At 65.4% G+C, this 24,500-nt stretch carries 19 protein-coding genes and 1 pseudogene; 9 read left to right on the top strand and 11 right to left on the bottom strand.

Annotated elements, in window-relative coordinates; genetic code table 11:
- Window positions 1–262: 262 nt before the first annotated feature.
- Window positions 263–3,655: a GH92 family glycosyl hydrolase gene (locus HDC36_RS12165; protein WP_255432695.1), complete on the bottom strand. Its 3,393-nt coding sequence runs from the start codon at window positions 3,653–3,655 to the stop codon at window positions 263–265.
- 323 nt (window positions 3,656–3,978) lie between these two features.
- Complete coding sequence (locus HDC36_RS12170) at window positions 3,979–4,299, bottom strand: hypothetical protein (protein WP_179567590.1); 321 nt, start codon at window positions 4,297–4,299, stop codon at window positions 3,979–3,981.
- A gap of 90 nt (window positions 4,300–4,389) precedes the next feature.
- Here HDC36_RS12170 and HDC36_RS12175 point away from each other — a divergent pair, with 90 nt between their 5' ends.
- A complete protein-coding gene (locus HDC36_RS12175) occupies window positions 4,390–6,027 on the top strand; it encodes a sensor domain-containing diguanylate cyclase (protein WP_255432696.1) in 1,638 nt (545 codons plus the stop codon).
- Window positions 6,028–6,079: 52 nt separating this feature from the next.
- On the opposite strand, the gene HDC36_RS12180 is transcribed toward HDC36_RS12175, so the two are convergent.
- Complete coding sequence (locus HDC36_RS12180) at window positions 6,080–6,511, bottom strand: gas vesicle protein (RefSeq protein ID WP_179567592.1); 432 nt, start codon at window positions 6,509–6,511, stop codon at window positions 6,080–6,082.
- A 291-nt stretch (window positions 6,512–6,802) separates the two neighbouring features.
- A complete protein-coding gene (locus HDC36_RS12185; protein ID WP_218848158.1) occupies window positions 6,803–7,837 on the bottom strand; it encodes an NADP-dependent oxidoreductase in 1,035 nt (344 codons plus the stop codon).
- A 64-nt stretch (window positions 7,838–7,901) separates the two neighbouring features.
- Between HDC36_RS12185 and HDC36_RS12190 the strand changes: the two genes are divergently transcribed.
- Window positions 7,902–8,486 (top strand): TetR/AcrR family transcriptional regulator, encoded by a 585-nt coding sequence (locus HDC36_RS12190; protein ID WP_179567594.1) that lies wholly within the window; start codon window positions 7,902–7,904, stop codon window positions 8,484–8,486.
- A gap of 14 nt (window positions 8,487–8,500) precedes the next feature.
- Here HDC36_RS12190 and HDC36_RS12195 read toward each other — a convergent pair whose 3' ends face one another.
- Window positions 8,501–9,451, bottom strand: a complete 951-nt coding sequence (locus tag HDC36_RS12195) for an AraC family transcriptional regulator (RefSeq protein WP_179567596.1) — start codon at window positions 9,449–9,451, stop codon at window positions 8,501–8,503.
- A gap of 97 nt (window positions 9,452–9,548) precedes the next feature.
- On the opposite strand from HDC36_RS12195, the gene HDC36_RS12200 reads away from it, so the two are divergent.
- Entirely contained in the window at window positions 9,549–10,298 is a 750-nt protein-coding gene (locus HDC36_RS12200) for an SDR family oxidoreductase (protein WP_179567598.1), read from the top strand.
- A gap of 327 nt (window positions 10,299–10,625) precedes the next feature.
- On the opposite strand, the gene HDC36_RS12205 is transcribed toward HDC36_RS12200, so the two are convergent.
- The 3 genes from HDC36_RS12205 to HDC36_RS12215 form a co-directional block, all read right to left on the bottom strand.
- Window positions 10,626–11,966, bottom strand: a complete 1,341-nt coding sequence (locus tag HDC36_RS12205; RefSeq protein ID WP_179567600.1) for a type II toxin-antitoxin system HipA family toxin — start codon at window positions 11,964–11,966, stop codon at window positions 10,626–10,628.
- A 1-nt stretch (window position 11,967) separates the two neighbouring features.
- Window positions 11,968–12,225 carry a helix-turn-helix transcriptional regulator gene (locus tag HDC36_RS12210; protein WP_179567602.1) on the bottom strand — a complete coding sequence of 86 codons (258 nt, stop codon included), beginning with the start codon at window positions 12,223–12,225 and terminating at the stop codon, window positions 11,968–11,970.
- A 387-nt stretch (window positions 12,226–12,612) separates the two neighbouring features.
- Window positions 12,613–13,047 (bottom strand): SymE family type I addiction module toxin, encoded by a 435-nt coding sequence (locus tag HDC36_RS12215; protein ID WP_179567604.1) that lies wholly within the window; start codon window positions 13,045–13,047, stop codon window positions 12,613–12,615.
- A gap of 278 nt (window positions 13,048–13,325) precedes the next feature.
- Here HDC36_RS12215 and HDC36_RS12220 point away from each other — a divergent pair, with 278 nt between their 5' ends.
- From HDC36_RS12220 to HDC36_RS12230, 3 genes are all read left to right on the top strand, one after another.
- Window positions 13,326–14,438, top strand: coding sequence for an ImmA/IrrE family metallo-endopeptidase (locus tag HDC36_RS12220; protein WP_179568079.1), 1,113 nt, complete (start codon window positions 13,326–13,328; stop codon window positions 14,436–14,438).
- Entirely contained in the window at window positions 14,431–14,955 is a 525-nt protein-coding gene (locus tag HDC36_RS12225) for a DUF4411 family protein (RefSeq protein ID WP_179567606.1), read from the top strand. Before HDC36_RS12220 ends, HDC36_RS12225 begins: the two co-directional genes overlap by 8 nt.
- Window positions 14,956–15,245: 290 nt before the next feature.
- Complete coding sequence (locus HDC36_RS12230) at window positions 15,246–16,562, top strand: DUF5623 domain-containing protein (RefSeq protein ID WP_179567608.1); 1,317 nt, start codon at window positions 15,246–15,248, stop codon at window positions 16,560–16,562.
- A gap of 275 nt (window positions 16,563–16,837) precedes the next feature.
- Here HDC36_RS12230 and HDC36_RS12235 read toward each other — a convergent pair.
- Window positions 16,838–17,089 (bottom strand): annotated as a pseudogene (locus HDC36_RS12235) (formyltransferase family protein); the annotation flags it as partial.
- 168 nt (window positions 17,090–17,257) lie between these two features.
- On the opposite strand from HDC36_RS12235, the gene HDC36_RS12240 reads away from it, so the two are divergent.
- The 3 genes from HDC36_RS12240 (at window position 17,258) to HDC36_RS12250 (ending at window position 23,155) form a co-directional block, all read left to right on the top strand.
- Window positions 17,258–18,457, top strand: coding sequence for a toll/interleukin-1 receptor domain-containing protein (locus HDC36_RS12240; RefSeq protein WP_206230873.1), 1,200 nt, complete (start codon window positions 17,258–17,260; stop codon window positions 18,455–18,457).
- Window positions 18,458–18,739: 282 nt separating this feature from the next.
- Entirely contained in the window at window positions 18,740–21,064 is a 2,325-nt protein-coding gene (locus tag HDC36_RS12245) for a hypothetical protein (RefSeq protein WP_179567612.1), read from the top strand.
- Between the two features lie 867 nt (window positions 21,065–21,931).
- Entirely contained in the window at window positions 21,932–23,155 is a 1,224-nt protein-coding gene (locus HDC36_RS12250; protein WP_179567614.1) for an NnrS family protein, read from the top strand.
- 84 nt (window positions 23,156–23,239) lie between these two features.
- Here HDC36_RS12250 and HDC36_RS12255 read toward each other — a convergent pair whose 3' ends face one another.
- Both HDC36_RS12255 and HDC36_RS12260 read right to left on the bottom strand, forming a co-directional pair.
- Window positions 23,240–24,067: a cyclic nucleotide-binding domain-containing protein gene (locus tag HDC36_RS12255; RefSeq protein ID WP_179567616.1), complete on the bottom strand. Its 828-nt coding sequence runs from the start codon at window positions 24,065–24,067 to the stop codon at window positions 23,240–23,242.
- Window positions 24,064–24,312, bottom strand: coding sequence for a hypothetical protein (locus HDC36_RS12260; protein WP_179567618.1), 249 nt, complete (start codon window positions 24,310–24,312; stop codon window positions 24,064–24,066). Before HDC36_RS12260 ends, HDC36_RS12255 begins: the two co-directional genes overlap by 4 nt.
- Window positions 24,313–24,500: the final 188 nt, after the last annotated feature.

Below are 24,500 nucleotides of genomic sequence, written 5' to 3' on the forward strand. Positions count from 1 at the left end.
GGCGACGACGGGTTTCAATCGATCCAAAGACCGAGCGGAACGTGCGCGCGTCGCGGCAGGAAAACATCCGGCGTCACTGCGGCGAGCCGGCCTTGCGTTTCTTTCCTCCTGTCCTGCACAAACCGTATTGGATCGTCCCAATCACGTGAAAAACCAGCTACCTCGGCACTTTCCGGCGAGCCTGTTGTCGCGCCACCGGTCTAGCGGATTGCGTTCTCCTGCAGCGGGCGACGGACGTCGCACGCGCTGCGCTGTCGCCGCTTCATGGCACGGCCTGCCGGGCCACCGGCTGCAACAGTTCGATCTCGGCCAGCGCCACGCCCTCGCCCGCCTCCAGGCGCAAGCGGTACGCAGCGTAGGCGCCGGGGTGGGCGATGCGGAACGGCCGCAATTGCCGCGCCCAGGCGAACGCCTGCGCGCCCCGCTGGTCCAGCATGGTCCAGGCGCCGTCGCCATTGCGCCCTTCCAGCGTCCAGGCCAGGCCGGACAATGCGCGGTCGGCGTTGGTCAGCGTGTAGTGCGTGGCGCGCGTCGGTGTCGCCAAGCGCAGGTCGACGCTGGCGCCGGCCGACAGCGACAGCGCCGTCGTCGCGTCGTCGTCGATCAATGCGGCGGCTTTGGGTTGTCCATTCAACGACACTGCCACCGCCTGCGACACCACGTCCTGCAGGCCGCGCGGCGCGCTGCCGGGCGGGGTCAGCGACGGCGGCAGCGCAGCGGCGCCGCTGCCCCAGCGCGACGGCGTCTCGCCCATCACGAACTCCAGCGTGGCGCCGTCGGCGATGTCCTGATGGCGCAGCCAGGCCTTGTTCCACGGCTTGCCGTCGAGCGTGAGCGATTGCACGTACACGTTGCGCGCACTGTTGTTGCGTGCGATCACCACCAGCTTGCGGCCGTTGCCGAGATCGACCTCCGCCCGTGGGAACGCGGGCGAGCCGATCACATACTCCGGCGCGCCCATGCGCAGCGGATACAACCCGAGCATCGCGAACAGGTACCACGCCGACATCTCGCCGTTGTCCTCGTCGCCGGGATAGCCCTGGCCGATCTCGCTGCCCAGGTACAGCCGGCGCAACACCTCGCGGGTGATGCGCTGCGTCTTCCACGGCTGCCCCGCCGCCACGTACATCCACGGAATGTGGTGCGACGGCTGGTTGCTGTGCGCGTACATGCCCATGCGCACGTCGCGCGCTTCGGTCATCTCGTGGATGACGCCGCCGTAGCTGCCGGCAAACTGGTGTTCGGCGGTCTCCGGCGTGGCGAAGAAATCGTCCAGCCGCTTCGCCAGTGCATCCTCGCCGCCCAGCAGCCCGGCCAGGCCGGCGGCGTCGTGCGGGGTGGTGAAGGCGAAGGTCCAGGCATTGGCCTCGGTGTAGTCGCCGCCCCACACGCGCGGATCGAAGCCCGACGCCGGCACGCCCCACTGGCCTGCGGGCGTGCGCCCGCGGAAGAAGCGCGTCGCGGGATCGAACAGCGCCACGTAGTCGGTGGCACGCGCCTGAAAATACTCGGCTTCTTCGCGATAGCGCTGCGCTTGCTGCGGATCCTGTTCCTCGGCCGCCAGCGCCTGCGCCATCTGCGCCAGCCCGAAATCGTTGAGCGCGCCCTCCAATGTCCACGACAGGCCTTCGTGCACGTCGTTGGCGGCGTAGCCACGGTACATCGAGCGGGCCAGCCCCTTGCGGCCGACGTTCGCCACCGGCGGCACCACCGTGGCATTGCGCAGCGCCGCGGCATAGGCGGCGTGCGCGTCGAATCCGCGCACGCCCTTCAGCCAGGCGTCGGCGAAGGCCACGTCGGAGCTGGTGCCGACCATCAGGTCCGCATAGCCGGGCGAGGACCAGCGCGCCACCCAGCCGCCGTCGCGGTACTGCTGCAGGAAACCGTCGATCATCGCCCCGGCCTGCTCCGGCGCGAACAGCGCGTAGGCCGGCCAACTGGTGCGGAAGGTGTCCCAGAAGCCGTTGTTGACGTAGACCTTGCCCGGCACCACCGGCGCGGAGCTGCGCTCGGCGTCGCCGCCGGCACTGTCCTTGGACCACGTGTTCTGGTCGGCATGCCGCCAATCCGGATGCGCCGCATCGCCGACGTTCTCGTGGGCGATGTTCGGATACAGGAACAGGCGGTACAGATTGGAGTACAGCGTGACCCGCTGATCGTGGCTGGCGCCCTGCACCTGCACCCGTCCCAGCACCGCGTCCCACGCGTCCTGCGCGCGCTCCCGCACCACGTCGAACCCGGCGTCGCCGATCTCCTGCTGCAGATTGCGCTGCGCCTGCTCCACCGAGATCAGCGAGGTGGCGATGCGCATCACCACTTCGCGCTCGGCGCCCGGCGCGAACTTCACGTAGCCGGTGGGCCGTCCCGTGGCGATCTTGCCGCTGGCGATCCACGGACGGTCGAAGCGCGCATACACGAACAGGCGCGTGGCGCCGTTGGACAGCCCGCTGCGCGTGTCGGAGTAGCCGCGCAGCGTCTGCGTCGCCGCGTCCAGGGTCAGGCCACCGCGCGCATCGACGTTGTCGAACAGCAGATTGGCATCGCCGCCGCGCGGGAAGCGGAAGCGGAAGATCGCCGCCCGCTCGCTCGGCGCCAGTTCGGCGCGGATACCGTTGTCGAAGTCCACCCGGTACAGATGCGGGCGCGCCTCTTCGTGGTCGTGACCGAACGACAACGCGCGCTTGCCGCGGTCCGCCTCCGGCACTCCGCGCGTGGACGAGGGCATCACCTGGAAGGTCTGCCGATCGCCCATCCATGGGCTGGGCTCGTGACTGATCGACAGCGCCTGCAGCCGCGGCCGGTTGTCCTCGCCGTTCTGCTCGTTCCAGCGGTACAGCCAGCCGAGCGAACCGGCATCGGTCGCCGGCACCCAGAAATTGAAGCCATGCGGCATCGCCGTGGCGGGAATGTTGTTGCCGCGCGAGAACGTGCCGTTCGACTGCGTGCCGCGCGTGGTCACCACCTCGTCGCTCGGCCGTCGCGCCGCCTGCGGCGCTGCCTCGCGGCGCAGCGCGACATCGTCGATCCAGCCCGACGCCAGCTTGCCGGCGCCAGGCTGCACCTGCAACTCGATGGCACGGATGCGCCTGCCACGCAGGGCCGCCACCTCGCCCAGCCGCACCTGCTTGAGCGCCCACTGCTGCGGATACAGCGTTTGCGACGCCGCCTGCCCCTGTGCGCTGACCAGCGCACCGTGCTGATCCTCCACGCCCAGCTCCGACAACCGGCGCCCATCGTCGAACAGCAGATCCACCGCCACACCGGTCGAGGCCACCGTGTCGTCGTCCACGATCTCCGGCAGCACCATCCACGACAGCACCGTGTCCGGCTCCACCGCAACATCGACCGCGAACAGCGACGCGCGCCCGGCCGCAGCGGCGCGATAGCGCAACGCGTGCAACCCGGTGTAGCCCATGCCGGCCTTGGCCGCGTAGGGATGCGCGGGGCCGTTGCCGACAGCGATCTGCACGCCCTGCTGGTCGGTCTGCGCGGCCGGCGCCGGCGCGGGTTCGCCGCGCTCGAACGAGGAGGCGAAGCCGCTGTCGTGCGCGCACGCCGCGCCGCTGCCTGCCAGCAGCAACCCCGTCGCAACGACGGATGCCAGCCACCGGCGCGAAGCATCAGGCAGGTGCGCGAAGGGCGGACGGAACGTCATGGCAGGCTCCCAGGAAGTGTCGGTCGGTGGCACCCGCGGCGCGCGTGGCGGCGCGCAACCGCAGTGACAACGGCGCGCGATGCAAGAACGCAACGTGGACCGGATCGACCCGATGGACCGCGCGCAACGTCGGCGCCGACGCATCGCCGCGGCCGCAGGTGCATGCGGATCCGTCAGCGACCATCAGCAGACGCGTGGCGCGCGATCCCCCACTCGCCGTCTTCCCCAGGATGCAATGCATCGACGGCTTTGGATCGATCCAACGCGGGTAGATGTAACACGCCCGTTTCGGGGTTGCATGCTGCTGCGCAACAGCCATGGCCTCATCCGTGGCCCGACGCCACGTCCAACGCGCGTCGACGCGCCGCACTCTTGCGCAGGTCGCGACACGTCCTCGCGTTCGCTACGCCGCCCTCCCTTCGGGCACCGCGGCCACCGCGCGGGATGGCGTCGGCAACGCGCGGCGAAGCGTCCTGCGGCAGGTGGCGCGCACCTCGGTGATCGCGTCCGGTATGCGCGCCAGATGCGCTTCGCACGCACAGCATGCCGATCACGATCCAGAAGCCGGCCTGCGCATCGAGCGAGCGACTGCGCAGCGTGCAGGCGCGGCGCAGTGGGCCGTGCCGCGCGTCGACGATGCGCATGCGGACCGTCGGAACATGCGTACACGTGACTCACTTAGGTTTCACGTGCCAGCTAACGACTGCCCTTGGCGAAAACGCGTCGTCCTTCAAATGTTCGCTCCAACGGCGGGCGGTGAGTTGACGCCAACGCGCCCACGGCGGCCACGCGCCTGGCGGCATGCGTGCCCGTCGCGCCGCCCTGGTGGTTCAGCCCGGGGCTCCGCTGCCGATAACCGCCAGGGGAGTCGAGAGACGCGCCGCGAGGGGGCGGCGGGCATGACCAAAGGCAAGCGCCGCAGAAACCTGGCCCAGCGCGTGGCGCTGTACCTGTTCGTCACCGCCGCGTGGGCGGTGCTGGCCGGGTCGGAGTACTCGTCGCTGCGCGACGCCAGGAACACGGCGTTGCAGACCGCACGGACCAATGCGCTGAACCTGGCCAGCTCCCTCGCCCAGCACACCAGCGATTCGTTCGCCATCGCCGAGACGGTGCTGACAGGCGTCGTCGCCGGCGTCGAGAGCGGCCTTCTTGCGCCGGACGCCCTGCGCGACTCCATGCGCGAAGAGGTCGACCGCTCCGACCGCGTGCATCTCATCGTCGTCTACGACGCGCACGGGCGCCCGGTGAACTCCTCGCTCCCTGCAGGCGCGAAGCACCGCAACGGTTCCGAACCGGCCTACTTCGCACACCATCGGCACCACGGCGGCCGCCTGGCGCTGCTGAGCGGGCCGATCCGCAGCCCGGCCGATGGCGCCTGGATCGTCCCGCTGACCCGACGCATCGACAGGCCCGACGGCTCCTTCGCCGGCATCGTGCTGGTCGGCATCCCGATCGACTATTTCGCCCGCTTCCACCGCCTGTTCGACATCGGACACGACGGATCGATCGCGATCGTCGGCGACGACGGCACTGTCGTCTCCCGCTCCCCCGGAGACATCGGCCGAAGCGGCGGCAGCATCGCCGGCACGCCCTTCCATCGGACCATGCAGGCAGTACGCCGCGGCTCCATCGCCGCCGTGTCGCCCATCGACGGAGTGGAGCGGATCTCCGGATTCGCCCCTGTCCAGCGCTATCCGTTCTGGGTGCTGATCGGCGTGTCCACCGACGAAGTGCTTGCGCCCTGGCGCGCGGTGGCCGTGCGGCGCTCGTGCATCGCGGTGATCGCGTGCGCGCTGTTCTTCGGCCTCGGCCTCTGGCTGGACCAGCAACTGCGGCGCATGCAGGCCAGCGAGACCAAGCTGAGCACGGAAGCCTGGAGCGACACGCTCACCGGCATCTACAACCGACGCGGCTTCGACTACAAGTTGCGCGGCGCGCTGCAGCAGAGCGAAGCCCTGCACTCCAGTATTTCGCTGCTGATGATCGACGTGGACCACTTCAAGCTCTACAACGACACCTACGGACACGTGAACGGCGACGCCTGCCTGCGGCACGTGGGACAGGCGCTGGCCGCCTGCGCGCAGCGGCCGCACGACATCGCCGCCCGCTACGGCGGCGAGGAATTCGCGGTGATCCTGCCGTTCACCGACGCCGCGGGCGCGCAGACGCTGGCGCAGCAGGTACGCACCGCGGTGCGCGACCTGGACCTGCCGCATGCGTCCAGCCCGACCGACGCGCGGGTGACGGTAAGCATCGGCGTGGCAAGCGTGCACATGGAGGATCAGCGCTGGACCGCCGCGGAACTGGTCGGCATGGCCGACGCCGCGCTGTACCGGGCGAAACAGGCGGGCAGAGACCGATTTTCCATGTAGCGGACAAAAAAAACCCCGCCGAAGCGGGGTCTTGCCGTGCCGCTGGATCGCCTCAGACGCTGGACATCACGCCGATGCTGAAGCCGGAGACCTGGCTGATCCGTCCCCGCCACAGACAACCGTTGACCGGAAACTCGCCGCCCGTCGCCACCACCCGCGCATCGGCGAGATGGACGAAGGTGGCCGGCTTCAGCTCGCTCTGTTCGTAGATGTCGCGGTACGGCTGGAAGCGCTCCTGCAGCGGCGCGACCAGCTCGTCGGGCGCCACCTCGGTGATCGACTCGGTCAGCCGCTGCATGAACTCCTTGCCGCCGATCAGCATGCCGGAGATGGTGCTGCCGCCCACCGTCAGCGTCAGCCCGATCTGCACGCCCAGGTTCGCGATCGCCACCAGATCCTGCAGCAGGTAGTCGGGGTGATGGGCCGCAGCCAGCAACGCATCCGTATCCAGTGCCGCGGTCGATTGTTCTTCGTGTTGTGACATGTGTGTCTCTCCCTTGAGTCGCCACAGCGATCCCATGGCGCCATGAGGGTATACAGATTCGTCGGCGCGCGCAGAGACACCGGCACGTGCCGTGGCGAAATCCCTGCCACAATGCACCGGCCAACGTGCCGCGCGCACCGGCTCCCGGCACGGGGAAGGCGGCAACAGCGCCTGCCGCGCAGTCAGACGATCGCCGTCGCTCCTGCGTGGCGTCGCCACGGCGGCCAGCGCGCGCACCGCCTGCCGGGATCGCCAGCATCGATGCAGGCGGCAACGCCCCGGCCCGCGGCCTCAGTCGACCGTCATCACGATCTTGCCCTGGATGTGCCCTTGCTCGGCGCGTTCGTGCGCCTGCCGCGCCTGCGACAGCGCGAAGGTGCTGTCGATGGCCACGCGCACCGTGCCCGCCTCCAGCAGCGCCGCGAGTTCGGCGAGTTGCGCGCCGCTGGAGCGCACCTGGGTGGTGGACACCGTCACGCCCCGCGCCGCCGCTTCGGCGTGCCCGTCGAAGCCGAGCGGGAAGATCGGGAACAGCGCGCCGCCGCGCTTGAGCGTGCGCAGGAACCTGCCGGCGCCGGGGCCGCCGACGGCATCCACCACCAGGTCCACGTCGCGCAGCACCTCCTCCGGCGCGGCCTTGGTGTAGTCGACGAAGCGCTCGGCCCCCAGCGCACGCACGAAGGCCTCGTGCTTGCCGGAAGCCACCGCGATCACGCGCGCGCCTTGCCACCTGGCCAGCTGCAGCGCGAAATGGCCGACGCCGCCGGCCGCCCCATTGACCACCACGGTCTTGCCCTGCAACGGCACCGGCACATGCGGCATGGGCTGCAGCGGATTGGCCACGGCGTGGCCCTGCGCGATCAGGAACTGCCACGCCGTCAGCAACGACATCGGCGCGCCCGCGGCGTGCACGTGGTCGATCCCGGCCGGCTTGCGCGCCACCTCGGTGGCGGGCGCGGTGACGTACTGCGCATACGCCTGGCTGCCGCCGGCCAATCCGTCCGGGAAGCGCACCATCGCGTAGACCGCGTCGCCGCGCGACAGCCCGTCCACATCCTCCGCCACCGCCTCGATCACCCCCGACACGTCCGTGCCCAGGATCAGCGGGAACGCCACCGGCGGGCGCCATTCCGGAGGCAGGCGGCTGTAGCCCTCGCGCAGGTACAGGTCCGGCGGGTTCAAGCCGATGGCGTGAACCCGGATGCGTACCTCACCCTGTCGCACCACGGGCAGAGGCGCGTCCTCGTAGTGGAGCACTTCGGGGCCGCCGAAGGCCTGCTGGCGGACCGCTTTCATCATGTGCCGTGTGTCGTTGGAGCTGTGCATGGCGTATCCTGATCGGAACAGTGCTCCGAATATACGGAGCACTGCTCCACATGTAAAGGAAAGCATGCGCGCCGACGCTCAGAAAAACTACCAACGCCTGCTCGACGTGGCCCGCGAGGCCCTGGCCGAGACCGGCGCAGACGCCTCGCTGCGGGACATCGCCCGCCGCGCCGAAGTCGGCCTGGGCACCTTGTACCGCCACTTCCCTACCCGCGAAGCCCTGCTAGAGGCGCTGCTGCGCAACGACTTCGAAGACCTGGCGGCGAAGGCCGACGCTTTGCGCACGGCAGCGGCCTCGGATCAGGCATTGCTGGCCTGGCTTGAGGAGATCATCGCCTTCACCCATCGCCAGCGCGGCATCCTCGCCCCGATGATGTCCGCCATCGAAGACGCCTCCTCCGCGCTGCACGCGTCCTGCGTGCGGCTGCGCTCCGCAGGCGCCGCCCTGCTGGCGCGTGCGCAGGAGGATGGCAAGGCACGCGCCGACATGGATGGGGACGAACTGTTCGACCTGATTGCCGCGCTGGCCTGGCTGCGCGAACAGCCATCGCACGCCAAGCGCTCCGAGCGCCTGTTCGAACTCGTGACCGGCGCGATCCTTGCGCAACCCGCACCGCCTCCGACGAGGTCGCCGGCCCGGAAGCGGTAATCCACGCCGAATGCCTACTGCACGCCCTCGACGTGGTCGGAGAACGACGGTTCGCCGCGCGTGGCGCCGTGGCCACCTGCGCGCGCGTACTGCGTCGGCGGCTGTCCGACATGGCGGGCGAACGCGACGCTGAAGGTGCTCGCGGAGCTGTAGCCGACGCGCTCGGCGATCGCGGCAATGCCGAACTCGTTGCGGCGCAGCAGGTCCTTGGCCAAGGCCATGCGCCAGGCGAGCAGGTATTCCATCGGCGCCATGCCCACCGTGCGGCCGAAGCGCTCGAAGAACGCCGAGCGCGACAAGGCCGCTTCCTTCGCCAACGCCGCCACCGTCCATGCGCGCGTGGGTTGTTCGTGCATCGCGCGGATCGCCGCGGCCAGGCGCGCATCGGCCAGCCCGCGCGCCAGGCCCGGCGACGCCGCCGTGCCCGCGGCCGAGCGCAGCGCTTCGATGAGCAGCACTTCCAGCAAACGCGAGAGCACCACCTCGCGTGCGGGGCGTGCCTCGCGCGACTCCTCGCTCACCAGGCGCACCAGCGTGGCGAGACGGTGCTCGCCGTGCACATAGACCATCTGCGGCAGCAGCGAGACCAGCAGCGCCGCATCCGGCGAGCCGAAACTGCAGTGGCCGGCCAGGATGCGCAGGTCGGTCGGGCCGTCCTGCGTGCCGATCCGGAACACGCCGTTCCCCAATGCGGTCGGCATGGTCTCGGCCACGTCCGCGTGCGGCGCAAGGCTGGACATCGTGATGCGGTAAGCCGCGGGCACCAGGACGAAATCGCCTGCCTGCAGCAGGATCGGCGCGCCGCCGTCGAGCGCCATGTGGCAGCCGCCCTCCAGCACCGCGCAGTAGAACGGCTGCCCGGCGTCGGAACGCCGGATGCGCCAGGCACCGGCACCGACCACCTGCTTGGAGAACCGGGCCATCGGCTGCAGCAGCGTCACCACCTCGGCAAGGGGATCCACCATCGCTGGACGCTCGCAAACGAATCAAGGACTCCGGATCGTAGCGAGTACGGGGACGGCAATCTATCGTGGGTTCTCGTCCACGCGCAAAGGAATCCCCTTGAAGACCGTCCTGATCACCGGCTGCTCCTCCGGCTTCGGCCTGGAAGCCGCACGCTACTTCCTCGCCCGCGACTGGCGGGTGCTCGCCACCATGCGCACCCCGCGCGACGACCTGTTTCCGCCATCGGCACAGCTGCGCGTGCTGCCGTTGGACGTCACCGACGCGCAGAGCATCCGCGCGGCCGTCGCGGCGGCCGGCCCGATCGACGTGCTGGTCAACAACGCCGGCTTCGGCGCACCGGCCCCGTTCGAGTTGATGGACATGGACACCGTGCGCGCCCTGTTCGACACCAACACCTTCGGCACGATGGCGCTCACCCAGGCGGTGTTGCCGCAGATGCGCGCGCGCGGTTCCGGCGTCGTGGTGAACGTCACCTCCAGCGTCACCTACAAGCCGCTGCCGCTGGTCGGCATCTACCGCGCGGCCAAAGCGGCGGTGAATGCCTTCACCGAATCGCTGGCGAGCGAAGTCGAACCGTTCGGCGTGCGCGTGCGTCTCGTGCTGCCAGGCTCCTCGGGCGAGACGCGTTTTCGCGACACCGCCCGCACCCGCCTGCGCGGCATGGACGACGCGGTCTATGGCGACTTCATGCGCCACACCATCGCGCGCATGGCCGAATCCACCGGTCCGGGCACGCGCATGCAGGACGTCGCCGAAGCCGTCTGGCGCGCGGCCACCGATCCGTCGGCGCCGTTGTATCTGCCGGCCGGGGCGGATGCGGTGCAGTGGGCGGCGGAGGCGAGCTGAACTGGCGAGCGCGCCAGGCGCTTCGCCTGACACGCCTGGCCGTTCCGGCGTTTGCTCGAAGCCTGCAACGGCTTCAGGTGGCCGACGACATCGCTGGAAGCCAAGGACTTGCGGGGCGGCAGGTGGCGGCGATGGCCTGCCCGGTCTCACAGTGCTCCCCGGCAGCTACCGCGCCAGGGTCAGGCGGCGACGGCACCGTGGTGGCGCGGCGCCGTGTCGTCGCCGCAGGCGGCACCGCTGGCGGCCGCGAGATGCGTCCCTTGCCACCCACTTGAGCGCAGAGGTTGCATCCGGATTGCAATGGCCCGCTGGCGATTGCTCGCCCCGCTAAGCGGCCATTCCTTCGAGCGCGGCGGCTGCCTGTTCGAGCCCGCCCAGGATGGCGTCGGCAACGCGCGGCGAGAAGTCCTGCGGCAGGTCTGCCCGCACCTCGGCGATGGCGCCCGGTGTGCGCGCCAGGATCTCCTCGATGAGCGGCTCGGCCGTCGACGCATAACCGACCCGCTGCGCCGTACTGCTGAAGTGCCTGCGCTGGATGCTGTACATGGCGTAATGCTTGTTCTTGCCCAGCAGAGCCATGGCCAACTTGATGTCGTAGGGCGACCACTGATTGGGGCCGTCGCCCAAGACCGGATAGGCCGACATCACGTCATACAGCCGAGTCAACTGGAAGCGGCCACGCGGCAGAAGCTGGATACTGAAATTCTTGGCATGACCATCGGGCGCGCGCAACAACCAGAACAGCACCTGCGCGGCCATCAGCGTCTTCATGTCGGCCTCGGCATTGATCGACTGACGCAATGTGCCGAACAAGGCGGTGAGCCCTGGGCCGCCTTCGTTCTCGTACTTACGCAACGGCGAACACCCTGCGACCTGGCAGAAGTCTTCCTGCGGCTGGCGCATGAGCCACTGCCCATTGGGCGCCAGGCGCCGGTCGAAGCGCTCGACCACCAGCACGCGCTGCTGGCCGAAGCGGGCGATGCGCGCATCGGCCACGTTCAAGCCATAGGCCTTCAACAGTCGCAGGCACAGCCATTCGTTGTCGACGGAAGTGCTGAAATCCGCCCGCCGCCCGCCCACCAGGCCCATCGGCAGCTTGAAGATGTGGCTGGTAGGCGTGGCACCGCGCGGCGCGTACCACTGCCCCTCCCACCACAGCAAGGCCGTCTTCTCCTGCGCACCAGCCAAGGAAATGCGGAAGTCCGCATCCGGGTCGTGGTGCGCGGCAAAGGCGTGCGGCGAGACGGTTTCGATCAGGTGCCGTTCGATGTCCCCTTCGGACAGCGGTACGCCGTCGATACCTTCGACATCCTGCGGTACCTCGTCCTCGCCCAGGATCTGCACGGCCCCCACGCAATCGCGTCCGACCGCGCTCAGCAGATCGAAGGGAGCGGTGGATGGAGCCGTGAAGCGCTGCGCCACGCGCCGGCGGATCGCATCGCTGTCGGGCAGCAGGTTGTCGAAGTAGTTGAAGACCTTCTCGCCCTTGAGCGGCAGATTCTGCAGATTGAACGGCAGCGATAGCGACAGCGGCCGGCCGAGGTCGGCGCCGACCCAGTCCGCGTCGTAGTGCAGTTCCATCTCCCCGCGCGCAGGCAGCGTCCAGCGCGCCACGCGCACGCCATTGGTCCAGATGGAGAGGCTGCGGCCGTGCGATCGACGCCCCATCTCACCACTCCGCTTGCGCGTTGGCGGCGGTGGGGTCGCCGCGGATGCCGATAGTCAGTTCCAACCCCAGCGCCGCGCACCAGGCCAAGAGTTGTTCGACGCTCAACGCGTGGGCGTTCAGTTCCAGATGGGAAACCCGCGACTGGCTCAGGCCTAGACGGCCGGCCAGTGCAGACTGGGTCAGTCCCTGGGCCTTGCGTGCGGCCTGCAGCGTCGCGCCAAGCTGCGTCGCGGTGACCAGAACGTGGCGTTTTGGCATCAGAGCAGTACCCGTTATCCAGCTAACCGCAAAATACCCGTAAAACGAATAAAGTTCAAATAACTGATATTCAGGTAGACCCACCCACTGCCGGCCAGTCCTTGCGTTGCTGGATACGGGGTGTTTCGTCCCGCGTGAAGCGGTGACGATTGAGCAATTCGCCGCAGGCACAATCGCCGCACTTTCTGCGGTGATTGGGGGGCAGCCAATCGCCGCACAGCATGCGTATTGCCCGCAGGGGACGGCGATGTACGCCGTACGAGGAGGCGACTCCGTCAATGGGGACGGCGTGTAGTGACGATGCGGCCAGCACCGCGCCGCCTCCACCCCTCGAGCGATTCGGCGCCAGCCGGCCACCCCAGCAACGCCACCGTCAGAACCGAGCGGCTACGGCGCCACCTCGAACCTGCGTCGCTTCTTCGCCACAGGCAGCGGCGCCACCGGCACGGCCGTGATCAGCAGGGCGCCATTGGCCATCGTGATGCGCACCTTGCCGCCCACCGCGAAGCCCAGGCCTTCCAGCCACAGGCCATGCAAGCGCAGGCTGGGCACCTGCCGCCCGACCCGCATGCCATTGCGGTCCACATCGTAGTAGCGATAGCCGATGGTGCATTGCGTGGGCCGGCGCGGGACCGAGCGCCTGGGTGCCGCGACCTCGCCGGCATCGGGGCACACAGGCGGTGCCGACGCTGCACCAGGCAGCGGCTCGGCGGCAATCGCATCCAAGGGGTCCGGGGATTCAAGCTTGAGCCAACAGGGCGGCGCCTTGGCGGCGCGGCGAGGGGATTTGGTCTTTGAACGAGCGGCAGCACTACCGGACATGACGTCCTCCATTCGAGTGGGAGTCGCCAAGTGATTTCGGGAGACCAAACCCGGCTGCGGAATTTGCCGTAGCACGCCGATAGTTGCTCGGCTAAAAGAAGCTGTCAACGCTTAAAGCAGGTCACCTGTAGACATCTTCAGGAATTCAGTCCGGGCTGACTACCGACTAAGTCAACTTGATCCTGACGTCCGCTACCTAGGTGAGTCTCAATACTTGGGACGAAATATGGTGTAATGCGCAGAGACACCCCCAGACGGCAGCGCAAACCTTGGAACCCGTGAAGCTCTCTCGGGAAGTGCTTGATTGGGCCACGGAACGAGCTGGATACACTCTGCATTCCTTCGCCGAATCCATCGCAAAGCGAGACGCTGACCGCAAGCGAATAGCGGCTGGCGAGCTTACGTCTTCTCAAATAGTCAAGCTCGCAAAAAAGGCCAAGGTACCTTTTGGCTATATGTTTCTGTCCGAGCCGCCGGAGCTTAAGCGCCCCTCGATTCCTGATCTACGACAAATTCAGAATGCGGTCCCTTTGAGTGATGATTTCTACGAAGTTTTAGAAGACGCTCTAGCAAAACAGGCTTGGTACGCGGACTACCTTAGCGATTCCGGGGCCAAATCGCTTCCATTCGTTGGAAAGTTCGAAGGCGCCGGTGTCCGCAGGGTTGGCGATATAGTTACAGACATGCGTGCCGTCATGAAACTTGAAGATCGGGATCGCAGTGGCAGCCCTGATGCAGCTATCTACTTCTCGAAACTGAGTGCCAAGGCTGAGGCTGCAGGCATACTTGTTATCAAGACTAGTTATGTAAAGGGAGCAACGAAAAGAGCTCTCTCTGAAAAAGAGTTCAGGGGCTTCGCACTTACTCACCCCGTAGCACCCGTCGTGTTCGTGAATGGTCGAGATGCTGAAGTCGCTGCCATCTTTACGCTCATGCATGAGTTGGCGCACGTGTGGCTGGGGATAACTGGCGTCACCGACCTCGCGCCGAAGCCCACGGCCAACACTGAAAGAGTGTGCAACGCAGTGGCTGGCGAGCTACTGGTGCCTTCCATGGACTTTAAGGAACGCTGGGATGGGCCAGATAACCTTGCTCAGTTAGCCACTCATTACAGGGTCAGTCGTTTGGTCATTGCCAGAAGGGCATTCGATCACGGGTTCGTCGACCAAGATTTCTACAACATGGTGGCAAAAGCCGCGCGCGCGCCCCGCGCGGTGGGGACGCCATCTGCGCTGATGACCATCCCGATCAGAAACAGCAAACGATTTACGCGGGTGGTTGTTTCTGAGGCGATGAGTGGCCATACGCTTCTAAGAGAAGCTGCGGGCTTACTCAACGTTAAGCCTGACACGGTGGTGGCTTTGGCGAAGGGGCGCGTGAAGAATGGCTAAGAAATTCATCATAGATGCAAACGTCTTTATTCAAGGGAAGAACTTTCACTATGACTTCGCATTTTGCAAGGGCTTCTGGGACTGGGTAGAAGCTGGGTACAACGCTGGCGTAATCTTCAGCATCAAGAAAGTTCGCGATGAGCTTTTGAAGGGGAAGAAAGGAGATCTCGGTCGAGATTGGGCTATTAATATGCCAGTTGGATTCTTTCTGGATGACGTCGGCGATCTAGCCGTAATGAAAACCTATGGCGATGTCCAAGCATGGGCGATTAATGACAAGCACTACTTTGATGCGGCAAAGGCAAAGTTCGCAAGTGCTGATTTAGCCGACGCATTTTTGCTTGCGTATGCAAAGACTCACGGATTTGAGATCGTTACTCAAGAGTTATCCAACCCGGATAAAAAACGAGAAATCCCCATTCCTGATGCCGCAATAAAATTGGGTGGAATCAAAACGCTCACGATCTATCAGCTTCTCACGGCCCACGCAGCACCTACTTTCGTTTTTAAGCCGTGATCACTTGGACTCCAAGTTACAGATCGACATCTTCAAAATCAGTCCAGCAAAAAATCGCTAGGTCGGCCCCCTTCTAGATCAAAGGGATGAGGGTGTGCGGAGAGTCATCCATACGACGAATTGACACTCCTCGCGCAAAGTGCTATTTTGGCGGGGCGCATGGTAGGCGCATGACACCGTCTCACGAAGCTCCTAGAGCACTACCGGTACCCATTTGGCCGACATGCCCTTTCGTCAGGCCTAAAGCAGCGCGACGGTGCGTTGTGCAATAGGCCCGAGGACCGAAGCGCATGCACATTGCCAGCATTCGTCCGTCCACTGTGGACGGCATCAAAGCTCTCGCCAAGAAGATCAAGCGCGAGAAGAATGTCTCTCACACTGACGCACTCGACGTTGCCAGCAAACAGGCTGGTTATGAAACGTTTGTGCATGCGCGCAAAGCGCTCTCTGCCGTTATAGCCCAAAACCTATTCCCGGCCTATCTCTCCATCCATTGGTACGACCGGCAGTCCGGCGCAACCAATGGAAGCACTCCTAACGAAGGCGCCATAAGTGGCACGCCACGCCCATCTTGTGGCCGCGAAGTCCTGCAGGTGAATCTGTCCCGCCCACTTCCCTTAGTGGTCGCCAAACAGCGAGTTGCCGAAGCGCGTGGACTCGAAGGTTTCACAATGGAGTATGAAGACCACTTAGAGCACCTGACGCTGGCCGATTCACAAACGTCCGCGCGGAAGCTTCTGGTCAAAGCCGAACGGTGCCTGCGCTTCATGGAGATATCTGGGCTTCAACCAGTGAACCTGCAGGCCCATAGGAACCAGCTGCGGGCGCTCAATAGCCTGCCAGGTCACGATCACCCATCGTGGTGGTTTGATCCCGGATCGAATGCGGTCGCCATGCTTGATGAGCCGTATCCAGGGCGGCTAGCCCATGACGTTGCTGCGCGCGCAAGCTGGCTTGCCATGAATGGATTTTTCGAGATGAAGCTGCCATGGGATGGCATCTATAACCCAGGTGATACTGTTCCGACGCTGGTTAGTAACAATCAAGCACTACTAGATCGAGTAGCCAAAGCGGTTACTGGACTGGAGCCATATGCGATGCCCAAGCCTTGGCTTATCAAAGCCGGAGCAATGGGCGACGCGTTCGTGAGCCCCAAGCGCACCGACAACGGCAAGGCACGCCGGCCGATCCCTAGCGCATCCTATTCTACTCGCAACGGCGCGACCCCCTATGGCGGCGGATTTGGCATCCGCTCGCGGTGGCGTCCATCCCAAACGATGTCGACAGAGCTACACATGGAACTGGGCGCGCTGCTTATGCGGATCAATGGCGTGAAGTTGTCCTCCAAAGTCAATGATCGGCTGCGGATACACTACCGTTCAAAGCTTGAGGACTGGGCGAACGTTGAACATCGCGGCAGTGATCTGGGGTATGAGGCCTACTACGGTCAGCAACACTTGGAGCGCTTCAACTCCAAGGCCCAGAACCTCGCAGGCTTGGCGCGCGCCAAAGCCATCGTTGAAGAGGGCTACAACGACTGCAAGCCGCGCCGCGAACTGTTAGCTGCAATCGACGCATTCTCGAATGGCATCAAATCCCTGACCTGATCACTTAAACCCGGCTCGGCGCCTACAGGAGAATCTTCGCCCCTTAGGCGCTGCGCTTGTGTTCTTGTAAGCATAAATTGTCCGCGATCTAAAGGCCTAAGATGTCCGCCAAGGACCTGCCCACGCCCGTCCACCATGCATTGCCGTATTGCCATGCATTTCCGGCTAGCAGGATGCAGGCATCACGCCCTCAGCTGCGCTACAGGCGCGCTAGACCCGCCAATCAAGCCAGGGAACTTGCGGGCGTAAGCGGCACCCTCCTCCGGTTGCTTTCATGGCAGAGGGGTCAGGCCGGCGTGCAGCACGCCCAGGCCTTCGGCCAGCACGGTGGCTAGGCGGTCGCGCAGCTGGTCCGGTCTCCCGCTGGCCGATCGCGGTGATCTGCGCCAGCAGCCCAGGGCGGTGTCCAGTCCGGCTTCCATCTGCTTCAGACACACGCCAGTCTCGGCGTTGCCGGCCTCGATGGCGCGCTGGATCGGCGCAGCGCCACGCCAACGCGGCACGGACGACTCTGCAACGTCATGGCAAGCGCAACGCGCAGGCGCTCCGGGACCGAAGCTGTCATGTATCAGCGCGGGATGCCGCCGGCCGTCCCTCGGGACGCCTGAAATCCTCGCCGGAAAGCCGGGATGTCCCGCGTATGGATTGGTCCTCCTGTTTCAGGCACGATCTGCTCACGGAGGACGGATATGGTCATGAAGTTCAACGGGAAGCCGTTCAAGGCCGATGACTTCCAGAAGGCGTTGCACAAGGCCGCCGCAAAGCTGGTGGACGACCACCTGCGCGAACGGGTGGCTTCTGTTCGCGATCCGGAAACCGGGCGGTTCGCCACCGTGATCGTCGACGGCGAGCACTTAGACGACATGAGTTTGCGCATCGAGGGGACACCTGCCGTCCTGGATCAAGTGCGCCAGGATCTTAACGTGGAGGCCGATGTGGAGGATAACGAACGCGACCAGACCGGCGCAGAAATTCCGCCGAAAGTCTTCCTAAGCTTCGGCTGGGAGGATCACGACCTGGCAAGACGAATTGCGGAAGCCTTGCAGCGAAATGGCATATCGACGTGGTGGTCGGAGTGGGAGATCATGATGGGCGATAGCCTGCGTCGCAAGATCGACCAGGGTATTGGCGACTGCACGCACTTCATCGTCCTGCTGACTCCTACATCGATCAGCCGGCCCTGGGTGCAGGAAGAGATGGATGCGGGCTTCGTCCAGAAGCTCGGCCGGGGCGCCAAGTTCATCGGCCTGCGCCATGGACTGGAGGCATCCCGGCTGCCGCCGCTGCTGGCCGGCTCGCTTTCGCCCGAGATAGACCGGGAGCTAACCCAAATCCAGCAGTTGATCAACGACATCCATGGCATCTCGCGAAAGCCTGCTTTAGGGCGAGCCCCTGCCCAGACTTTGCTGCCGAAGACCCGCTACACGTCGGCGGCGATGGCGATCGCCGAGTACTTCGTCAAGAAAAGCCACAACGGGGAGTTCGGCGACGTCAGCGACGACGAGGAGTGCATCGCACAACACACTTCGTTGTCCCGCGAAGACGTCACCGACGCGCTCTACGAACTGCGGCGCTGGCTCAAGATCGACTACGGCACGGTGATTGTCCGGGATACGTTCTATGCCGAATTCGACCGCTACTGGAAGCCTTGGAACCCGGCCGAGGATGCACTTAGGCTCGCTGCGGATACCGTCAACGATGCCAGCTTTCCCAGGGCGCCCGATCAGATCGGCCAGCGCTACGGATGGGAGCCGCGGCGCCTAAACCCGGCCATGGCCTATCTCGAAGAGCGTGAGGCCGTGCAGTTGTCGAAAGCTCTTGCGACCAGCCCCTACATCTGCTTCGAGATTCGGCGCAACGACGCGACCAGGCGCTTCGTCCGCAGCCGCGTCTGAAGCGACAGCATGCAGGAACTTATGGGCCTTTGCGCCGCCCCCGCAGGCGGCCGGGCTCCGGGTTTCGCGCGGCCAGCGACGCCTGGATCAAGAGCCGTTTTTTCCCGAAGGATTGCTGCGGAGCTCGAAAGTTCCACCAGCAACTTGCCGCGCTCCAGAACGTACGGGGAAGCGAATCCGGGGAGCGCGCACAACAACGCCAACACCAGTCAAGTATCGTCCTGCACTGAAGTAAACCGACAATATCCAAATAATGATGTAGACGAACCGAACAAGGAGAACATGGCCGACACCGTACGAGTCAATCTGTGCTACCGGCCCTTGCGCATCGGCTGGGCGGTTCGCGCGGACGACCTGGAGGGGTTTCGAAGGGCGGTACGCTACTCCCACGTCCTCTGGGGTGGACGCTTCAATCCAATTCTGATCGTCGACAACGAGGAGGAAGCCCGGCAACAGGTCGAGCTATTCCGTCTGGATGTCGTTTGGCCGCTGGGCGACAGCCTGGAAGTCCGAGAGTTCGCCGAGCGCTTTCCCCACCTGAAGCCTTCGTTCCACGGCGGCTCTATCTTCGTCAAACAAGCGCGGTGGCGAAACTTCTCGAGGGTGCTCGATATCTTCAACACCGCTGCGCATTGGCACAACAAGCCCGAGTGGACCCAGTTCAAGGATATGGGTCTGTGCAAGTACGAGTGGCAAGGCGACGATCCGCTGGCGGACGTGTTCTTGATGCAGTTCGGCAGGTATCCGGACGTTGAGGAAGTCGGCGTCGACTACGCAGCGATGGTCGAGGAACTGCTGGACCCGATCACGGTAGCGCTGCAGCAGGACGCGGCGATACCTGGCGATTTCCTGCGGCGCCCGAGCCTGTCATCGGTGTGTAGATTCGCGATTGGGCGTCACTACACGGTGCGCCCCGGCTGGGAAACGCCCGGCTTCTTTATCGGCGACGCAGGCGATCTTGAGGACCTCATCTGTTACTGGAACATCCGCGCCTGCGACGTCCCCCTGTGGTTTCTCGACACCGCCCACCTTGATCGCTACGCAGGTCTGATACCGCAGATGGAGGCCATCATCCAGGAGATGGCGCAACACAGCATGGACGCGGACGCGGGCCTGGGCGTTTGGTCACGCGGCGATGCCGCGCAAGTCGACCAACTGTTCGAGAACAGGCGGCTGATCGTGCACAGCGTCGGGGAGGGATTCTGGTCCGGAAGCGCGGTCGTACCACCGGTCATGCGCCTTGGAGAAGCGTCGACGCTGGGCGTCATCGGAAGCGAACGCGGCGTGCCACGCGTGAGCTTCGCGCTGACAGAGAAGCCCTACCACGGACACCCGCATTACATGCATCAGCACCTCGTTGCCTCTGTGTCGCTGATCGGCGGCCTCTTCGGCGATCAACAGCACACGTTCCATGTTCCATACGTTCCGGAGCTCAATCATTTCTACGCCCGGACCATGCATTTCGAGCACGATAAGCTGCGCGTCGAGCCGGAGCAGGTCGGGCTCATCATCGATGCCGCCGATCACGATGCGTTTCTCAACGCAATGCCAGTCGCTGAACTGATCAGACGCATCTTCGCGTTGGCGGGTTACAACAGCACGCTGAGCAACAGCGGACGCATCGCCCGACAGCTGCTGACGCAACTGGGAGGCCTGCAGGGCGCGCGCGTATTCAAGATTCCTGGAGCCAGGGAGTTGTTGAGGTCCTTCGGCCCCCGGGCGACGTTCTCCAGGGAGGTTGCGCTTGCGACGATTTCGGGAAAGACCAGCGAGGAACTGAGGGGCACGTTCGGCGCGCACGTCGATCTCTTCCTCGGGCCACGCCCGATCGAGCAGAAGCTGACGCCTCCTCACGTCTTCGCGGCCATGGTGGACGCGGGACTGTTCAGGATCGGCGTCGACCTGGATTGCCCGCAATGCGGAATGAGGAGCTGGGTCGCGCTCGACGTACTCAAGCAGCAGATCAGCTGTGAACTGTGCGGTCACGACTATGACGCGACTGGCCAACTGTTGGCCAGCGAGTGGCGTTTCCGGCGCTCAGGCGTGCTGGGTGCGGAGCGCAACGCACAAGGGGCTATTCCCGTGGTGCTGACGCTGCAGCAGCTGGATGCAAACCTGGACCGGGCGTTCAGTTCCTGCGTCTACTCTCCCTCGATCGACCTGAAGCCCCGCAACGACCCGCAACATCCTGACTGCGAGGTCGACTTCGTGTGGGTGCAGATGAATACCTATCCGAAGCGCACCTCCGTCATCCTCGGCGAATGCAAGGACCGTGGCCGCATCGAACCGGATGAGTTCCGGCGCGACGTCGAAAATCTGCGCCGCATCGCCGATGCCTTCCCATCGGATCGATTCCAGACTTACGTGGCGTACATCAAGCTCGCGCCGTTCACGAAAGAGGAGATCGCGATCGCCAGCGTGTTGAACGACGAGCATCGACGCCGGGTGATTTTGCTCTCTGCCCGTGAACTGGAGCCCTACCACCTGTTCGAACGTGTCAAAGCCGAACATGGCATCGGCATTCGGGCACACTCATGCGAGGAACTGGCGCTGATCACCCACCAGCTCTACTTCACCGACGTTGCCGGCGATACGGTCGAGCCCTAGCAGCTGCCCTTGCGTGCGTATCGCAGTTTCTTCGAAAGCCGCGGCACTGCCTTGGCGATGGTCGCAATCTGGAAAGCGCTAGCCGTATCCATTCGGAAGATCGCCGGTCCATAGAGTCATTTCATAGCCTTCATGGTCAAGGATCCTCATTGTCCGAAGCTCTGGTGACTTCTAGAATGTGTGAGAGCTCGTGCAGCACCGCGATGGGCACCGCGCTCTCTCCAAGCCAAGTGACATCAGAACGCTTGCGTATATGCTCTAAGCCCTCAAGCCCCGCTATTTCAATGGCACCGTATTCGCTGGCTTCGCCTCTCAGCCTGAAAGGAAGTAAGGCCGTACAAGAGTGGGGTCAGGCTCACTTCCAACGTCCGCTCATCTTGAAGAGCAGACAACATGCAATCGCTTTTGCATGTTTGTGGTGGCCCACCAGCAACCGAATTAACCCTACAAGCCATTGTAAAAATTAAAACTTCATCAGGACGGTCCACCACTTTGACTCGCAATTTGACTCACTATTGTTCAACCACTTGGTAGGACGTTCTTGGGCAGCCCTGGACATCCTGCGCTCAGATTGGAATTCAGCACCCAAACTTGACACCGCCCCCTCGTTGACGGTGATCGCTACCATCAGCTTGTTCGGCTTCATTCCGCCGCGGTACTGGCAACGGGATGTTTGGCAGGGCACCCTGGTGCACCTGTGCCTTCCCGTCGACAGGGGACGCAGTCCGGCAATCGTGCAATTGACCTGCCCGCACGTGGGCTTAGCGAAGCGGTCGCGAGCGCCTCTTACAGACCGCCGCCAGGTATCGCGGCGGCGCCTGACCAAGGTCAAGGACACGCCCGGGCCGCGACTGGAAACTAGCGGCCATGCCTAACCTACCCGCGTCCCACGCGCATCCTTCTCCGGCCATGCTGGCGCGCGCGCCGCATCGGCTGCTGTTCTTCGTCGGCGCGGGCAACCTGTTGCTGCTGATGGCCTGGTGGGCCCTGTGGCTGGCCGGCCTGCACGGCGGCTGGTCGCTGCCGCAAACACCGTTGCCGGCCGGTTGGCTGCACGCATTGGCGATGCAGTACCTGGTGCTGCCCAGTTTCGTGTTCGGCTTCCTGCTGACCGTGTTCCCGCGCTGGATGGGACTGCCGGAACTGCCGCGCCGACGCTATGTGCCGATCGGCGCCGGGCTGTTCGGCGGACAGGCGGCGCTGCTGCTGGCGATGCTGGGCTGGGCGCCGGGCCTGTGGTTGGGACTGGCGCTGGCCATCGCCGGCTGGAGCGGCGCGCTGGTGGTGCTGGGCGGGCTGCTGAAGGCCGAGCGCGGCCGTACCTGGCACGCATACTCGTGCTACGCGGCGTTGTTGCTTGGCTGGCTGGGCCTGCTGGCGTTCGCGGGCGTGGCCGCCGGCGAGAGCAGGCTGATGGCGATCAACGTCGCGTTGGGCAGCTTCGGCCTGCTGCTGCCGCTGTACCTGAGCGTCGCCCATCGCATGTTCCCGTTCTTCGCCGGCAACGCGGTGCCGGGTTACGTGGCGTGGCGCCCACTGTGGTGGCTGGCTGCGATGTGGGCAACGCTGCTCGCGCACCTGGCGCTGGCCCTGGCCGGCGCCGACGCCTCGCTATGGCTGGCCGACGCGCCTGCGCTTGCGCTCGCCGCGTACGCGCTATGGCGCTGGTGGCCACGCGGCCGCATGCCCGGTCTGCTGGCCGCGCTGTTCATCGGCATGGTCTGGTTGCCGGTCACCTACGCGCTATACGTAGTACAGAGCGTGGGCTGTCTGCTCACCGGGCAGTTGCTGCTGGGTCGTGCGCCGATCCACGCCTTGTCCATCGGCCTGTTCGGCAGTCTGCTGGTGGCGATGGTGACGCGGGTGACGCAAGGCCATTCCGGCCGGCCGCTGACGATGCCGCCGGTTGCCTGGTTCGCGTTCGCCGCGATCCAGGGTGTGGCCATGATGCGGGTCGTCGCCGAACTGACACCGGACCCGTTGCGCTGGCAGGTGGCCGCCGCCGTCGGCTGGCTGCTGGCGCTGGCTCCCTGGGTAGCCCGGATCGGCCGCATCTCCCTGAGTCCGCGCCGCGACGGCAAGGGCGGCTGAGCGCCACCATCGCGGGCGGGGCGCGCCCACTGGCATGCTTCGTAAACCCCGCGTCGCCAAAGGCGACCGGCGCACCATGGCGCGTCAGACCGGCAGCAGCGCGCCACCCATCTGATGCAACGCCGCCAGGTCGAGCAGTTGCAGCTCGCGCCTGCTCACGTCGATCAGCCGCCGCAACTGCAAGCGCCGGAATGTGCGGCTCACGGTTTCCGGAGTGAGCCGCAGGTAGTTGGCGATGTCCGTACGCGGCATTCCCAGGTGCAGCCGCTGCGCGGACAGCCCGCGCCGTTGCGCGTGCTGCGACAGCAGCATGAGGAAGGCAGCCAGGCGCTGGTCTGCCTCGTAGCGCCCGATCAGCAGGCGGGTACTCCGATCGAGGTGGCGGCTGAGCAGGTCCAACAGGTTGCGCTGCAGGCCGGGAACGGTCTCGGTCAACCGCGTGACCGTCGCCAGCGGCAGGCGGCACAGCGATGTGGCCTCAAGCACGCGCGCGCTGCAGCCGTGGCGTTCGGCGTGGATGGCGTCCAGCCCGATCACGTCTCCGGGCATCGCGAAACCGAGGATCTGTTCCTCGCCCGACGGCGCGCCGACGACCAGTTTGACCGTGCCGCTGCGCACCACCAGCAACGCCGACATCGGATCGCCTTCGTGGAACAGGCAGGCGCCCGCCGGGTACGGGCCGCTGTGCACGACATGCAGGTGCATGTCGTGCACGCGCTGCTCGTGACCACGGGCCAGGCAGAGCGCGCCGACATCGCAGATCAGGCATTGCCGCATGGCGCTGCCGTTGCGATTGGGACAGATCGGCAGCCGGCGCGATCTCGGCGGGTGGAGTGCGCTCGTGTGCCTAGGTGGCGACGCAACCGGCGTGGCGGTGGCGCGCGCGGATGCCGCGTCCCGCCGCGCGTTCATCCGCCACAGCACCCGCAGCAGCCGCCACCGTCAGCTGGCGCATTGCCATCGGCGACCAGTTCGGGCTTCGCGCCGAACCTGCCGAGCACCGCCAGCACCTCGTGCGCCGGCAGCGAGGTCACGATGTCGAGCTGGCCGCTGGCCCGATCGACGCTGAGTTCGGCGCCAGGATCGGTGGTTCGCAACGCGGCCTGCATCAGTGCGATGCGTTCCGCCGTCAGCGGCGTTTCGGAATGGATGGACATGGCGGTCTCTCGTGCATGCACCGTCGCGCCGCGCAACTGCGGTCGCATCCGGGACACGGACACTGTAGGCCGCGGTACGCGGCACCGCCTTGACCGCAGTCAAGCGGACCGGGGCTCACATTCGTGCATTGCAGGAACGCGCAAGACAGCGCATGCGGCACGTGTCGCTGGCCGCGACGCGAGCGGCG

This window comes from Xanthomonas sp. JAI131 (genome assembly GCF_013410075.1).
Lineage (GTDB): Bacteria > Pseudomonadota > Gammaproteobacteria > Xanthomonadales > Xanthomonadaceae > Xanthomonas_A > Xanthomonas_A bonasiae.